The organism is Pedobacter chinensis, assembly GCF_003339865.1.
GTDB classification, from domain to species: domain Bacteria; phylum Bacteroidota; class Bacteroidia; order Sphingobacteriales; family Sphingobacteriaceae; genus Pedobacter; species Pedobacter chinensis.
Genome location: NZ_QPKV01000002.1, coordinates 529173 through 544890, shown reverse-complemented (window position 1 = coordinate 544890; position 15718 = coordinate 529173). Strand labels below are relative to the sequence as shown.

The 15718-nt window shown below is 38.3% G+C and carries 9 protein-coding genes, 1 tRNA gene and 1 other RNA gene; 7 read left to right on the top strand and 4 right to left on the bottom strand.

Annotation, left to right across the window (positions count from 1 at the left end; translation table 11 throughout):
* The first annotated feature begins 6 nt into the window (after positions 1-6).
* Both DU508_RS03575 and DU508_RS03570 read left to right on the top strand, forming a co-directional pair.
* Positions 7-843, top strand: a complete 837-nt coding sequence (locus DU508_RS03575) for an RteC domain-containing protein (RefSeq protein ID WP_078690926.1) — start codon at positions 7-9, stop codon at positions 841-843.
* Positions 844-1047: 204 nt separating this feature from the next.
* Entirely contained in the window at positions 1048-2067 is a 1020-nt protein-coding gene (locus tag DU508_RS03570; protein WP_115401456.1) for a hypothetical protein, read from the top strand.
* A gap of 816 nt (positions 2068-2883) precedes the next feature.
* Here DU508_RS03570 and DU508_RS03565 read toward each other — a convergent pair.
* Positions 2884-2956 (bottom strand) — tRNA-Lys (locus DU508_RS03565).
* 181 nt (positions 2957-3137) lie between these two features.
* Between DU508_RS03565 and DU508_RS03560 the strand changes: the two genes are divergently transcribed.
* The 3 genes from DU508_RS03560 (at position 3138) to DU508_RS03550 (ending at position 6270) form a co-directional block, all read left to right on the top strand.
* The gene (locus tag DU508_RS03560; RefSeq protein WP_115401455.1) at positions 3138-4253 is read left to right on the top strand and encodes a formylglycine-generating enzyme family protein; all 1116 of its coding nucleotides are present in this window, start codon (positions 3138-3140) and stop codon (positions 4251-4253) included.
* 91 nt (positions 4254-4344) lie between these two features.
* Positions 4345-5631: a sugar MFS transporter gene (locus DU508_RS03555; protein ID WP_115401454.1), complete on the top strand. Its 1287-nt coding sequence runs from the start codon at positions 4345-4347 to the stop codon at positions 5629-5631.
* A 132-nt stretch (positions 5632-5763) separates the two neighbouring features.
* Positions 5764-6270 carry a D-glycero-alpha-D-manno-heptose-1,7-bisphosphate 7-phosphatase gene (locus DU508_RS03550; protein ID WP_115401453.1) on the top strand — a complete coding sequence of 169 codons (507 nt, stop codon included), beginning with the start codon at positions 5764-5766 and terminating at the stop codon, positions 6268-6270.
* A 372-nt stretch (positions 6271-6642) separates the two neighbouring features.
* Here the strand turns inward: DU508_RS03550 and fsa are convergent, their stop codons facing one another.
* Together fsa and ffs are read right to left on the bottom strand one after the other, a co-directional pair.
* Positions 6643-7302 (bottom strand): fructose-6-phosphate aldolase, encoded by a 660-nt coding sequence (gene fsa, locus DU508_RS03545; RefSeq protein WP_010602758.1) that lies wholly within the window; start codon positions 7300-7302, stop codon positions 6643-6645.
* Between the two features lie 87 nt (positions 7303-7389).
* Positions 7390-7489: signal recognition particle sRNA small type (gene ffs / locus DU508_RS03540), an RNA gene on the bottom strand.
* A gap of 413 nt (positions 7490-7902) precedes the next feature.
* Between ffs and gltB the strand changes: the two genes are divergently transcribed.
* Positions 7903-12402, top strand: coding sequence for a glutamate synthase large subunit (gene gltB, locus DU508_RS03535; RefSeq protein ID WP_115401452.1), 4500 nt, complete (start codon positions 7903-7905; stop codon positions 12400-12402).
* Between the two features lie 3 nt (positions 12403-12405).
* Positions 12406-13872: a glutamate synthase subunit beta gene (locus DU508_RS03530; protein WP_115401451.1), complete on the top strand. Its 1467-nt coding sequence runs from the start codon at positions 12406-12408 to the stop codon at positions 13870-13872.
* 309 nt (positions 13873-14181) lie between these two features.
* Here DU508_RS03530 and DU508_RS03525 read toward each other — a convergent pair whose 3' ends face one another.
* Positions 14182-15414 carry a DUF763 domain-containing protein gene (locus tag DU508_RS03525; RefSeq protein WP_233509385.1) on the bottom strand — a complete coding sequence of 411 codons (1233 nt, stop codon included), beginning with the start codon at positions 15412-15414 and terminating at the stop codon, positions 14182-14184.
* Positions 15415-15718 lie beyond the last annotated feature (304 nt).

Here is a 15718-nt window from a genome sequence, read left to right as displayed (position 1 = left end):
TTTCTAATGCATAAATTTTACAAAGATAAACTTCGAGAACTTGATAGTAGACTAGAAGAACTTAAGATCGAATTTGATGAGCCTATTCAGCTATCAGAAATGGCTGTTAACCTCATACTTAGTTATCTTAAGGACATCAAGCTTTATGTTCTGGAAAAAGGTTTTATTGAAGAGAAAGATGAAATACACTTCTTTAAAAAACTAAAGCCAAGCATACTTTCAAAATTGATATACTATAATGCCGTCTTTAAGATTGAAACAAAAAAGCCATATGGCGGTTTCAAATCCATCAAAAAGTATCTTACCAATGAGCAGATAAGATTAAGGAAGTTCTTCGATAACAATCTGGAGTTCTATAAATATTTTAGAACGGACAGCAGTTATTTAGATAACAAGTACTTTCTAAGAGGAAAGCACGATATAAAATTAAGCCTTGACACGTACTATTTTGAATCCGACCATAGTTTTTCAACTTCTCATGATTATAAAGTAGCAAAAATATTAGCCAATGATTTAATACAAGTGTATATTGAAGATCAACTGGCGTGCTTGCATAAAATTAATAAACCTTCAACTATTCAAACAAGTTTAAACTGGACAGCAAGTAAGACATCATTGATAGAATTGATATATGCACTACACTATCAAGGAGTTTTTGATAATGGTAATGCGGATGTTAAACTAATTGCAAAATATTTTGAAAGCGTTTTTAATATTGAATTAGGCGATTTTTATCATACCTATCTAGAATTACGAAATCGAAAAATGAGCCGAACCAAATTCTTAGATACGTTAAGGGAGTCCTTAATCAAGAAAATGGATGAACAAGAAGAAAAACAGTGAACCATACATAATGCACTAATATTTTCGTAAATTAGCGATTGAATTACAAGGATTTTTAGTGAAAATGAATGCATCTAGCACCATTACTAAATCGTTACCGATAACATTTCCGACTCTTGTAAACTACTCTTTATGAGCCACTTTTGGCTTTATTGATCTTTTTTAGTAAAAAAGATGACACGGACTTCCTTTACCCACAAATTAATGGCAAGCCTAATTACTGGATTAACCACTGGCGCGGTTTTCAGGCGGCTTGGTTCTAAATACCTTGTTCATTACCTTCCACTAGATGTAATTTTTATACTAGCTTACCTGTTTTTGTTATCAGGAATTGCATTTGCCTTTGTTTGGCACTATAGCGAAAAAAGGAAGAAAGTTAATTTAGACTACAAGCATGGCTTGGTACAGCTTATTGCTTTTGCCCTGGCATTGGATTTGACCATGTTCGGCTTTCAGAAATTGTTAGGGTTTCAAATGATTGTTCCTTTGGGTTTGCTGGACACGCCCTTCTCGTCATTCTCGGGCGAAGATTTGGTTTGGGCCTTTTTTAAGCATTCGTACGCCTTTACAAGTGTAGTTGCCTTTATGCAAATGGCTTCGGCAATATTGTTATTATTTCCCAAAACTAGGTTGTTTGGTAGTTTGATAGCATTGCCGATGCTGGTATTTATTTGGCTAATGGATTTTTTTTATCAAATGCCAACGGGTGTTTTGCTCCATGGTTCAATTCTCTTAACTGCCATCTTTTATTTTTTGTGGCTGTATCGTAAGCGGCTATTGTCTATCTGTTGGATTAATGTGTCATCGGTAAATTTTCATTACACTTGGTTATGGATTTTACTATTGATGGGTATTTCTGCTTTTTGTCTGATTAACAGGAGACATCCAGATTTGCATCCTCAACTAACTGGTAAATATGCCGTAGCAGACTTAAAAATTGAAGGATTGTCCCAAAAGGCTAAATATTCGACAGATAGCGTTCTTACTTTTGTTTACTTTGATTTAGATGATGACGTGGTTTTGCGTTGGAACGATCATCGCAGGCAACGTATAGGACGGTACCGGTTAAGCAACCAAGGACGAATTACTATGAAGTGGCGCTATCCTGATAATAAGCTTCCAGCTTTTGAAGGTCAACTGATTGGAGTTAAAGATGGATTTCAATTAAAAGGGAGGATGGATACTAGCAATTATGAAATGTTGCTGATTAGAGATGAAAAGTAGGGTAAAATGGCGAAAATAAATGATGTATGTGTGGGGATTATCCGAAAAGTGGCCATTCATTCCTGACCAAAATGGCCACTCATTTCGCTCCAAAATGTGCACTGATTACCGTTTAAAGTGTGCAGTTGGCTGATTTTTAGCGTTTTTAAACTTCGTTTTCAGGCTTCCGGAATCTTCATCAACTCGATAACAGAACGCGCTACAGATGCTTTAAAATCCGCAAAAAAAGAAAGTGTAGATTGTTCTGTGTGATCTGGTTTAGATGGGCTGTTTTTTCGTGCCTGGGCACCTTTTGAATGATACCTATTGGGCCTCTTGGAGATTCAGGGATCCAAAATCTATCTTGGAAACCTCGCGGAGCGGATCGCCGCACTTAAAAACTGAAAGCTGAAATTTCGGATGAACTTTTATCTTTGGGACAGATTGATTCAGATTTCCCTACATCCAGGGACTAAAGCCGGGAGCACACTTTGGATTGAAATCCGGTGTCTACTATCCCTGATATCCCCAACATGGTAGTTTTTCTGCTTTTTAAGATAAAAAAGCAAGCTAAAATTAGTTTTCACATAAACTGAATTAAGGTTAACAAAATTAGCCATGCAGTCTGAAAACGTCAAGATATTCGATGGTCGAACATCTTGTTAAACAAGTGGTTATAAATAATTCGGTAAGTTCTGTTAGTCCCAGAATTACTTACCGAATCACACACTTTTAATATGAGATTCGGTAAGTATCTTGGTTTTTCTACTAAAACAAAAAAAAAGCTTGCAATCATTTGATTTGCAAGCTTTTACGTAATTTTTATACTATTTTCTGTGATCCCGCTGGGATTCGAACCCAGGACCACTACATTAAAAGTGTAATGCTCTACCAGCTGAGCTACGGAATCTACTTTGTTAAAAACGTTATCCGTTTTCTTTAAAGTGGTGCAAATATAGGGTTAACATCAATTGCTTGCAAATAAAATTTGAGGAAATGTTATACCATATTGATTTATAGGCTAATTAATTTTTGCTTTCGCTTTTTTAAACATAATCGATAATTTTAAGGCTTACATTTAGCATCACTCCATGTCCAGATCTTTTGTTTTATCACTTGTTTTGCCGCTTCTTTTTTTGTTTTCCTGCCAATCCAATCCTGAAAAGGCCGATGAAGTTAAGCGAAAGCAAGATTCAATGGCATCATGTGAAAAAAATCTTCCAGGCCGTTTTGGCGCTACAAGAGATACTTCAACTTTCTCAACAAACAAAGTTGATCATGCCGGAATGGTTTATATTCCTGCAGGCGAATTTAATATGGGCGCAGCTGATCAGGAAGGGGGGGAGGATGAATACCCCCAACATCCGGTTAAGTTGAATTCATTTTGGATTGATGTAACAGAAGTTACCAATGCTGATTTCAAAAGGTTCACTGGTGCCACCGGCTATGTAACCACTGCTGAAAGAAAACCAGATTGGGAAGAAATGAAAAAACAACTTCCGGCAGGTACACCTAAACCCCCTGATAGTGTTTTTGTGGCAGCTTCTTTGGTTTTTCATCAACCCAAATCAATAACAACACTTAATGATGCTTCGCAATGGTGGAGCTGGGTTAAAGGAGCAGATTGGGAACATCCGCAAGGCCCGAAAAGTAATATTAATGGTAAAGAAAATTATCCTGTTGTTCATGTTTCCTGGGATGATGCAATGGCATATTGCAAATGGGCAGGAAAACGCCTGCCAACGGAAGCTGAATGGGAATTTGCGGCCAGAGGCGGAATAAAAAATGCGTTGTATCCATGGGGAAATGAAGCTGTTGAGAAGGGATTAAGTAAAGCAAATACATGGCAAGGCAATTTTCCTTTAAAAAACACAGGTAAAGATGGTTTTTATGGGTTGGTTGCGGTTAAGAAATTTAAACCGAATGGTTATGGCTTATATGATATGGCAGGCAATGTTTGGGAATGGTGCAGCGATTGGTACCGTCCTGATTATTATCAAACTTTGAGCCGCGTAACTGCTAATCCGCAGGGCCCAACTGATAGTTACGATCCAATGGAACCAACAGTACCAAAGAAAGTGGTTAGAGGAGGTTCATTTATGTGTAATGCTTCTTATTGCAAAGGTTACCGGGTTACATCGAGAATGAAAACTTCAACAGATACAGGATTAGAACACACTGGATTCAGATGCGTCAGCTCAAATTAAAATTAATTGAAAATTACGCAAACGTTTGAGTTGAAAATTGATAATTTAATTGCTTAGTTTGGCTTCCGCAACTTAAACCAAGCTAAATTTTATGTTAAGTATTGTCAGTCCTAACCAAACCAGAGGACCAAAACCACTCGTTATTATTTGTGCGTTATTTTTCATATTTGGATTTGTAACCTGGGCAAATGGAACGCTCATTCCGTTCTTCAAATTATCTTTTGGATTGTCTGATATTCAGGCCTTTCTTGTAACTTTTGCCTCTTATATGGCTTATTTTTTTCTTTCTTTACCTTCATCCTGGATACTGAAAAAGATTGGTTTCAAAAACGGTATCATCCTCGGACTTTTTGTTTTAGGTGCTGGTTCACTGCTTTTTATTCCCGCTGCACAAACCAGAACCTTTGGTTTGTTTTTAACAGGAATTTTTGTTCAGGGAGCAGCATTGGCATTGCTTCAAACTGCATCTAACCCATATTTAGCCATAATTGGTCCTATTGAGAGTGCCGCAAAACGAATTAGTATTGCAGGAATTTGTAATAAGTTTGCAGGGATCATTGTTCCCTTTATCATGGGGACACTATTTTTGAAAAATGCATCTGAAATTGAAGCCAAAATTCTTGCGGCAACAGGACTTAAAAAAGAACTTTTGTTAAATGATGTTTTGGGTCGGGTAAATATGCCTTATATTGTTTTAGCCATTATTTTTTTATTGTTCTCGTTGGTAATAAAGTTTACAGATTTACCTGAAGTTAATGTTGAAGAAGATATTGTAGATGAAAGCGAAGGTAAAGTGGTTAGGCACCAAAGTATTTTTCAGTTTCCACATTTGTTTTTGGGTGCCTTTTGTATTTTTGTTTACGTTGCAGCCGAGGTAATGGCCGGAGATATTATTGGCGTTTACGGCAAAGCCTTAGGTATCAGTGCCGATATTAGTAAATATTTTACCTCACTAACACTTGGAGGGATGCTTGTTGGCTATATTATTGGAATTATCGCCATACCGAAATACATTTCTCAACAATTTGCACTAAGAGTTTGTGCTATTTTAGGCTTAATTTTTACCATTGCCGCCTATCTTACATCAGGATACACATCAGTGATTTTCATTGCACTTTTAGGATTAGCAAATTCATTAATGTGGCCTGCAATTTTTCCGCTCGGAATAAGTCATCTGGGCAGGTTCACTAAAACCGGATCGGCCATTATGGTTATGGGTATTGCTGGTGGAGCGGTTTGGCCATTATTATATGCCTATATTAAAGATCATTTGCACCTTGATTTTCAGCTATCGTACTTTATAACGGTAATGCCCTGCTACTTGTATATTCTATACTTTGCTGTTAAGGGACATAAAGTTGGACTTAACATTAAATAATATTAAATCTTCTGCCTTTAAACCCAATCCAAATCAGGTTGGGTTTTTTTGTGATTAATTTTTGCCTATTTTTGGGCGCAAAGTTTGGATGGCTATAATCATTTTCATTTCATCATCCATGTTATATTTCATATGAATAAAGCTATTTTTCTCGATCGTGATGGCGTTCTCAATCACGAAATCTACGATTACATTTGTCGTGTTGAAGACTTTAAAATTTTAGATTATCAAATTCCTGTTTTAAAGAAATTCTTTGATGAAGGTTATTTACTGATCGTGATTACCAATCAGGGTGGTATTGCCTTAAAAAGATATAGCGAGCAAGAACTGGCTGTCATGCATCAGATGTTAAGAAATGCCTTTGTCGCTAAAGGAGCTGATATTGCTGGGTTTTATTATTGTCCACACCATCCAACTGTAGGAGGAGCGTGTAAATGTCGCAAACCCGCATCGGGAATGATTTTAGATGCCATTGATATGTATGACATTGATCCTGCACAATCTGTAATGATTGGCGATAAACCCAGAGATGTGGAAGCTGCAAATGGGGCAGGAGTGAAAGGAATTCTGATTGAGCCCGATGAACAGATCAGTTATGAGAAGATTAAGGAAGTGCTAAGTCGTGAGTCTTTAGTCTAGTTTGGAGTTTGGGGCTGGGAGTTTGGAGTTTCCCAGGTGCCTAAACCGCAACAAACATATAATCACCGGAGATCTAATTCTTTGAATACAAAAACAAGAGATGTAAAATGGGACAGGGAAAACGGATGATGTAGCCTGCAATTTGTAATCACACGAACTGTGCAAAATTGAAAAGATAAAAGTGTAATCTGTCCATCATCCACTTTCTTCTCACATCTATCATAAAATAAAAAAGTCCTAAGTTAAATGATACTTAGGACTTTTTTTGCGCTTGGAACTTCCACTCCAAACTCAGTACTCCAAACTTATTTACCAACTGTCTTAGGGCTTCTTATGTTGGAGACTCAAGACTCCGAACTCAAGACTCTGGACTTATTTCCCCGCTGCCTTAGCATGATCTGCTAAGAAAGTTGCTAAACCGCTATCGGTTAACGGGTGTTTTAATAAGCCAACAATTGCTGCTAATGGAGCTGTAATTACATCAGCACCTAATTTAGCGCAGTTTACAATATGCAATGGTCCGCGGATCGAAGCCGCTAAAATCTGAGTTTCGTATCCATAGTTATCAAAAATTGTTCTGATATCTTCGATTAAAACTAAGCCATCACTGGAAATATCATCCAAACGGCCTAAAAAAGGAGATACGTAAGTTGCTCCGGCCTTTGCAGCCAATAATGCTTGTCCGGCAGAGAAAATTAAAGTACAGTTTGTCTTAATTCCTTTTGATGAGAAGTATTTAATGGCCTTAACACCATCTTTGATCATTGGAACTTTAACCACAATTTTAGGGTTCAAAGCTGCCAATGCTTCGCCTTCTTTTACAATTTCATCAAAAGTGGTAGAAATTACCTCTGCACTTACATTATCATCAACAATATCACAAATTGCTTTATAATGATTGATTACATTTTCTTCGCCGGTAATACCTTCTTTAGCCATTAAGCTAGGGTTGGTGGTTACGCCATCTAAAATGCCAAGATCTTGAGCTTCTTTGATTTGATCAAGGTTAGCTGTGTCAATAAAAAATTTCATGCTTATAAATTCTTAAAATGATTATTAGGTTCAATTTCAGAAACCCTGAAGAATTTAATTCCCCCTTCAGGGGATTGGGGGAGAAAAAAAGGGCAAGCACCTTCTATCGCACCGCTACAACCTTCTACCCTTGCTGCGTTCCCACCCTGGGGGAGTTCAAAGGGAGCTGGTCGTAGAAGACTTGCCCGGCACAAAGGTAGAAAAAGAAGTTGTTTTGCAAAATGCATTTTTTTAATTTTTTGGTCATTTAGGCTATGTAGCTGATTAATAAATTAATAAAATTTTTTATTCAATCAATATACATTCGCGATTAAGATGATGATAGATTTGTTATATTTATTTATGAATTAAATATTTATAAGTGAATTATTTTAATAAATCGATTTATACTTAAAATTCATAAAGAAGAAGGAATTATTGTATGATATTGTCATTATTGATTTTTTAAAAATAAGATTAAATTATTGCTGATATTTTAATTTAATGTTTAAACTTTGCTTAAAAACTAAAATTTTCCTAAAAGTCATAGCAACTCTGTAATTTAAAGTTCGTTTTTTATATCTTAGTGTTTCCTATACACTAACAACTAACGAGCAAAGAATGGAACCAAACAGTGGATTGTACGATGCGCAATTTGAACACGATGCCTGCGGTATTGGGTTCGTTGCACATGTGAAAGGGCGAAAATCGCATCAAATCATCTCTGATGCACTTACAATTTTAGAAAATCTTGATCATAGAGGGGCATGTGGAGCAGAACCAAACACTGGCGATGGCGCCGGGATCATGATTCAGATTCCCCATGAATTTTTTTACGATGAATGTCTGAAAGCTGGATTTAGCTTGCCTGAAACCAAAGATTATGGTGTAGGCATGTTATTTATGCCAAAAGATATCAGATCAAGAGAAGAATGCAGAGAGCTTATTTATCGCGCTGCTGAAAAGCTGGGACTGGAAATTTTAGGTTTCAGAAAAGTAAACACTGATACAACAGATATCGGTAACATGGCACTTTCCGTTGAACCGGAAATTGAGCAGGTTTTTATTGCCCGTCCTTACGCAATAGCCAGGGGAGCTGATTTTGAACGCAAACTTTATATTTTTAAAAACTACCTGATCAAGCTGATAACCAATACAGTTCATGGCGGTAAAGATTTTTATATTGTTTCTCTTTCTGCCCAAACCATTATATATAAAGGGCAACTTACCTCTTTGCAGGTTCGTACTTACTTTACCGATCTGAGTGATAAACGAGTGGTTTCTGCCTTGGGACTTGTTCACTCCAGGTTTGCAACCAACACATTCCCTTCCTGGAGATTGGCTCAGCCTTTCCGTTTCATTGCACACAATGGAGAAATTAATACTTTACAAGGAAATTTAAACTGGTTTAGGGCTGGTGTTAAATCATTTGCTTCTGCATATTTCACTCCTGAAGAGTTAGATATGCTGTTGCCGGTTATTGACGAAACTAACTCAGATTCAGGTTGTTTGGATAATGTTATTGAATTGTTACTTCATGCTGGCAGAACATTACCGCATGTTTTGATGATGTTGGTTCCAGAGGCCTGGGATGGTAATGAGGATATGGATCCGGTTAAAAAGGCTTTCTATGAATTCCATGCAACTTTAATGGAGCCATGGGATGGTCCGGCAGCCATTGCTTTTACTGATGGTAAGTTAATCGGGGCAACACTAGATCGTAATGGTCTTCGTCCTTCCCGTTATGCAATTACTTCTGATGATCGTGTAATTATGGGATCTGAAGCCGGTGCGTTGGCGATTGATCAAAGCACTATTATTGAAAAAGGCAGATTAACACCTGGCAAAATGTTCGTTGTAGACATGGAGCAGGGTAGAATCATCAGTGATAATGAAATTAAACAGCAGGTTTGTGGCAAAAGCCCTTATGCCGACTGGATTAATCAATATCAAATTCGTTTAGAGGAGTTACCTGAGCCACGTGTAATGTTCACAGGACTTTCGGCTGAATCGGTTTTTAAATATCAACAGGTTTTTGGCTATAGCAGAGAAGATATTGAGCTTTTGCTTAAACCTATGGCTATTGAGGGTAAAGAGCCAATTGGTTCAATGGGAACTGATACGCCTTTAGCGGTTTTATCAAAACGTCCGCAACATTTATCCAATTACTTTAAACAGTTATTTGCTCAGGTTACCAATCCACCGATTGATCCGATCCGTGAAAAAGTGGTAATGAGTTTAGCGAGTTTTATGGGCAGCAACGGCAATTTGCTGGATGAAAATCCTAAACAAGCACACTGTGTAGCAATAAAACATCCTATTTTAACGAATCAGGAATTAGAAAAATTAAGAAGTATTGATACCGGTGTTTTCCAGGCCAAAACTTTGCAAACTTATTTCAGGGCTGATGGTGCACCCGGCGCCATGGCAAAAGCTTTGGACCGTTTGTGCCGTTATGCGGTAGATGCGGTTGAAGATGGCTTTCAGGTTATCGTGCTGACTGACAGAGCTATAGATTCTGAACATGCGGCTATGCCATCATTGTTAGCGGTTTCAGCGGTGCATCATCATTTAATCCGTAAAGGATATCGTGGGGCCGTTGGTATAGTGATTGAAGCTGGTGATATTTGGGAAGTTCATCATTTTGCTACCTTATTGGGTTTTGGTGTCACTGCGATCAATCCTTATTTGGCACTTGAAACGATTAATGGCTTTCAGGAAGAAGCGGGCCTATCAGCTGAACAATTAACCAAAAATTATATTTATGCAGTAAATAGCGGCTTGCTTAAAATCTTCTCAAAAATGGGAATTTCAACCTTGCAGTCATATCAGGGAGCACAGATTTTTGAGATTTTAGGCTTAAATAAACAGGTGGTCAATACCTATTTCACAGGAGCGGTTTCCCGTATCGGTGGGTTAGGGTTGGATGAAATTGCTTATGAAACGTTAATTAAACACCGTCGCAGTTTTGGCCCAATCACTCAAATTGAGAATTTGTTGCCGGCTGGAGGTACTTATAAATATCGTCGTCGTGGTGAAGCGCATTTGTTTAATCCGCAAACCATTCACTTGTTGCAAAATGCAACGCGAAAAAATGATTACAATATCTTTAAACAATACTCTAAACTGGTAAATGAGCAAACCCAACAGGCTTATACCATTCGTGGGTTGTTTGAATTTAACTATAGTCGTCCGGCTGTTCCGCTAAATGAAGTGGAGTCAACAGAAGCGATTTTAAAAAGATTTGCAACAGGAGCAATGTCTTTTGGTTCCATTTCACATGAGGCTCACTCTACTTTAGCTATTGCGATGAACCGGATTGGCGGAAAGAGCAACACTGGTGAGGGTGGTGAAGACGAAATGCGCTATACCAAAATGGAAAATGGCGATAGTATGCGTTCTGCTATTAAGCAGGTTGCTTCTGCGCGTTTTGGGGTAACAAGTTACTATTTAACCAATGCTGATGAGTTACAAATTAAAATGGCTCAGGGTGCAAAACCTGGCGAGGGCGGTCAATTACCAGGACATAAAGTGGATGATTGGATTGCAAAAGTTCGTCACTCAACACCTGGTGTAGGTTTGATTTCTCCTCCTCCGCATCATGATATTTATTCGATTGAAGATTTGGCACAGCTGATTTTTGATTTGAAAAATGCCAACCGCGCCGCAAGAATCAACGTGAAACTGGTTTCTAAAGCAGGAGTAGGAACTATCGCTGCAGGGGTTGCCAAAGCACATGCCGATGTGATTCTGGTTTCAGGCTTTGATGGTGGAACAGGAGCATCTCCTCTAACTTCGATTCAACATGCAGGATTGCCCTGGGAGCTTGGTTTGGCAGAAGCACATCAAACATTAGTGAAAAACAAATTGCGCAATCGCATCGTTCTGCAAACAGATGGTCAACTAAAAACAGGTAGAGATATTGCAATTGCAGCTTTACTTGGAGCTGAAGAATTTGGTGTTGCAACAGCTGCATTAGTAACCGCAGGATGTATTATGATGCGTAAATGCCATTTGAATACTTGTCCGGTTGGGGTAGCTACTCAAGATCCTGAATTAAGGAAATTATTTACCGGCGATGCAGATCATGTTGTAAATCTATTCCGTTTTCTGGCTGAAGAATTACGCGAGATTATGGCAGAACTTGGCTTTAGAACCATTCATGAAATGGTGGGCCAGGCAGATATTTTAAAAGTGCGTGAATTGCCGGAAGAAGATTGGAAGTTAAAACATTTAGATTTATCTGCAATTTTATATAAGGCTGAAGATAATGGCCTGCCTCAGTTTAATACAGAGGAGCAGGATCATGGCTTAGCTAATGTGTTAGATCATCAGCTAATTGCTGCAGCACAGCCGGCAATTACCAATAATGAGCCTGTGTTTGCCAGTTTTAACGTGAAAAATACCGATCGTGCACTTGGAACCATGTTATCTAATGAAATTTCAAAGGTTCACTTAGGCGCAGGCTTACCGCCAGATACCATTAACTTTAAGTTTGTGGGATCTGCAGGACAAAGCTTTGGGGCATTTAACACACGTGGTGTAACTTTATCATTGGAAGGCGAAGCAAACGATTATGTAGGGAAAGGCTTATCAGGAGCGAGACTGGCGATTTATCCTTTCTCAAATGCTACATTCGTTCCTGAACAAAATATCATTATTGGTAACGTAGCGCTTTATGGTGCCACTTCGGGCGAGCTATTTGCCCGTGGAAAAGCAGGTGAACGTTTTGCTGTTCGTAATTCTGGTGCCACTGCTGTTGTAGAAGGTGTTGGAGATCACGGTTGTGAATACATGACTGGCGGAGAAGTTTTAATTCTTGGTGATACAGGAAGCAATTTTGCAGCAGGCATGAGCGGTGGTATCGCCTGGGTATATGATGCGAATGGGACTTTTGCCCGTAAGTGCAATAAAGAGATGGTTGATTTAGATCCACTTTTAGCTGAGGATGAAGAAAGAATTTTAGCTTTACTAAAAACACATATTCGGTTGACCGATAGTAAGGTAGCAGAATTCATCTTAAGTGATTGGAAAACTCAATCTAATCATTTTGTAAAAGTATTCCCTAAAGAATACAAAGCGGTATTAAATAAAAGAACATCACAAGTTAAAACGCACTAAGCCATGGGAAAAGTAACAGGATTTCAAGAATACGATAGAGTTGCGCCCACAAGAGAAGCGGCTGCAACGCGTGTAAAACATTATGGGGAATTTTTAAATGAATTACCTGCGCAAGAATTGAACAGACAAGCGGCCCGCTGTATGGATTGCGGTGTTCCGTTTTGTCAATCAGGGTGCCCATTAGGCAATGTTATTCCAGAATTTAATGAAGCGGTTTATCAGGCTAAATGGGAGTTAGCTGCTGATATTTTATTAAGCACAAATAATTTCCCTGAGTTTACAGGGAGAATTTGTCCTGCACCATGCGAATCTGCATGTGTGTTAGGGATTAATCGTCCACCGGTTTCCATAGAGGAAATTGAAAAGCATATCATTGAAATCGCTTTCGATAAAGGTTATATTAAGGCAAAGGCACCTTTAATAAGATCTGGTAAAAAAGTAGCTATTATTGGTTCAGGTCCGGCAGGGTTAGCCGCTGCTGCTCAATTAAATAAAGTTGGACATGAAGTTACCATTTTCGAACGTGACGATGCTCCCGGAGGTTTATTAAGATATGGTATTCCTGATTTTAAATTGCAAAAAAATGTAGTCGATCGCCGTATTGATTTGATGAAAGAAGAGGGCATTGTTTTTAAATGCAATGCTAATGTTGGCGAGAATGTAGAGATCAGTACCTTGTTGAGGGATTTTAATGCAATTGTTTTAGCGGGAGGCTCAACCATTCCAAGAGATTTGCCAATTCCTGGCAGAGAAGCCAAAGGAGTACATTTTGCAATGGATTTCTTAAAACAACAAAATAAACGCGTTGCGAATAGAGAAGTAAATACTGAAGATATACTCGCAAGTGGTAAAAATGTAATTGTTATTGGCGGTGGCGATACGGGCTCTGACTGTATAGGAACTTCAAATCGCCATGGTGCAAAATCAGTTACGCAATTTGAAATTATGCCTATGCCTCCTCAAGCTAGAAATGCAAATATGCCTTGGCCAACTTACCCGATGCTTCTTAAAAATACCTCTTCGCATGAAGAAGGTGCTCAAAGAGCCTGGTCAGTTAACACCAAAAATTTCATTGCTGATGAAAATGGAAATCTGAAAGCATTAAAAGTTGTTGATGTAGAATGGGAAATTGATGCCAATGGAAGGCCAGTTACTTTTAAAGAGGTTGCAGGATCAGAAAGAGATTTGCCGTGTGAATTGGTACTCCTGGCAATGGGTTTCTTGCATCCGCAAAAAGAAGGTTTAATTGAAAAATTAGGTATAGAATTGGATAATCGCGGAAATGTTAAAGCTTCCGAACATACTTATCAAACCAATATCGCTAAGATTTTTGCTGCAGGTGACGTTCGCCGAGGACAATCATTGGTGGTTTGGGCAATTTCTGAAGGTAGGGAAGCAGCTCGTAAAGTAGATGAATACTTAATGGGTGCTACCAAATTAGCCTCAAGAGATGCTATTGCTTATGCTTAGTACAGGTTTAATTTTTATATTTTTAAGTCGTGGCGAAAGCCACGACTTTTTTTGTTTAAGTTAACTGTGTTCATATGTCACCAAGGTCTTGAAATAAACGGCGCAGACCTCTTGAATACCAATAAAAACTTAAAAACAAATGAAAAATTCAGGATGACGGCCGTTCATGTCTGGCGTTTATGCATGATGCTTAACCATTTCGTCGTGCTGAACTTGGTTCAGCATCTTTTCCGTAGCTGTACAATAAAGTCTAGAAATAAATTCAGATATAATATGACAGCGGTAGTGATTGTGCTTTTATATGCCTAATCAGAACAGCCTCAGTTGCTTATCTCTTGGAGGTTGTTCTCTTCCAAATACCGTCCTTCCTCCATATTTCCAGCTTTCCGTTCTTTCTTTTTCAATTACTTTATCAAAATCCATGTTTGGGGTAAAATCCCTTTCAGCATTTCTGGTAATTTGATGTAAAGCTTTTATAGCTTGTTGTTTATCTGTATTTCCAATTTTTGCTTTTTCAACAGCATGTTGTAATACGCTAATGGTTTCATCATAAACATTAACCGGTACAGGGAATGGGTGCCCATCTTTACCACCGTTTGCGAACGAATAACGAGCGGGATCAGAAAAGCGGGAAGGTGTGCCATAAATTACCTCACTTACCAGCGCCATAGATTGAAGTGTTCGCGGTCCCATGCCTTCAAGCAATAAAAGCTCTTCAAAATCTGATGGTTTTTTCTCTTGCGCCAACCATAAAATACTCCCTAATCGTTTTAAATCGATATCCTTTGACCTTACATCATGATGATTCGGCATGACTAACTTTTGTACCTCAGCTATCATCCGATTTGGAGATTCATCAGTTATACTCATCATCGTTTTTCTGGTTAAATCCGCTTCATTTGCCGTAAGATTTAATATTTTGCCTTGATTAATACCACAAATACCGGTATGGGGTTCCTCAACAAAAGATTTAAGGTTTTCAGAATGCCAATGGTAACGCCTCGCTGTTGAATTTGCATCACTCATTCCTTGCTGTACAACCGCCCAGTCGCCATCGCTGCTTAGAATAAAGCTATGAAGATAAAGTTGAAATCCATCTTGAATAGCCGTATTATCAACTTTGGCACTCAGTTTACTTGAGCGTACCAATTCCTGCCCGTTCAAACCAGTTTTTTCAGCAATTTTTAAAAGTTCATTTGGAGTTTCTCTGCTGAATTTTCCTTTTCCACCACAAATATAAATGCCCAGTTCTTTTGAAAGAGGATTTATTGATTTCTTCAAAGCTCCCATTACGGAGGTGGTAATGCCTGATGAATGCCAGTCCATTCCCATCACAGCACCCAAGCTTTGAAACCAAAAAGGATTACTTAATCGTCGAATAACTTCGGCTCTGCCATATTCTAATAGAATAGATTCTGTAATGGCTAAACCAAGTTTGGCCATGCGTTGGGCTAACCATGGTGGAACATGGCCATAATGTAAGGGTAAATCTGCGCTTCCTGATCTTTTCAATGCTAACAAATTTAGTAAATTAAATTTCATAATTAAATTATTACAGAAAAAAGCTATTTGAAATATAGATATGCCGTCTTTTTTCCTCTGTATAGGCTACTTTCTTTTGCTGCTTGCTACGTTAGAAAGGCTGAAAACTAACGTTAGGAGATGATTATCTGTTAGTTGTTATGGATAGAAAGAAATCTGGATGGAACGATGGTCATCTTGTACTGAACCCATCGTTATCACTTATCACTGACAGATCCAATTGCCCTGTGCTTGTAGTGGCAGAAGACCAGATGATCCAATTTAGTCGATTTATGCTATTTGTAAATGGAGAGGCGGTGAGCCT

Bases quoted from the DNA above. Each gene is read 5' to 3' on its own strand.
- DU508_RS03560 (WP_115401455.1), top strand. From the start codon at position 3,138: ATGTCCAGATCTTTTGTTTTATCACTTGTTTTGCCGCTTCTTTTTTTG.
- DU508_RS03530 (WP_115401451.1), top strand. From the start codon at position 12,406: ATGGGAAAAGTAACAGGATTTCAAGAATACGATAGAGTTGCGCCCACA.
- DU508_RS03570 (WP_115401456.1), top strand. From the start codon at position 1,048: ATGGCAAGCCTAATTACTGGATTAACCACTGGCGCGGTTTTCAGGCGG.
- DU508_RS03555 (WP_115401454.1), top strand. From the start codon at position 4,345: ATGTTAAGTATTGTCAGTCCTAACCAAACCAGAGGACCAAAACCACTC.
- DU508_RS03525 (WP_233509385.1), bottom strand. From the start codon at position 15,414: ATGAAATTTAATTTACTAAATTTGTTAGCATTGAAAAGATCAGGAAGC.
- fsa (WP_010602758.1), bottom strand. From the start codon at position 7,302: ATGAAATTTTTTATTGACACAGCTAACCTTGATCAAATCAAAGAAGCT.
- DU508_RS03550 (WP_115401453.1), top strand. From the start codon at position 5,764: ATGAATAAAGCTATTTTTCTCGATCGTGATGGCGTTCTCAATCACGAA.
- gltB (WP_115401452.1), top strand. From the start codon at position 7,903: ATGGAACCAAACAGTGGATTGTACGATGCGCAATTTGAACACGATGCC.
- DU508_RS03575 (WP_078690926.1), top strand. From the start codon at position 7: ATGCATAAATTTTACAAAGATAAACTTCGAGAACTTGATAGTAGACTA.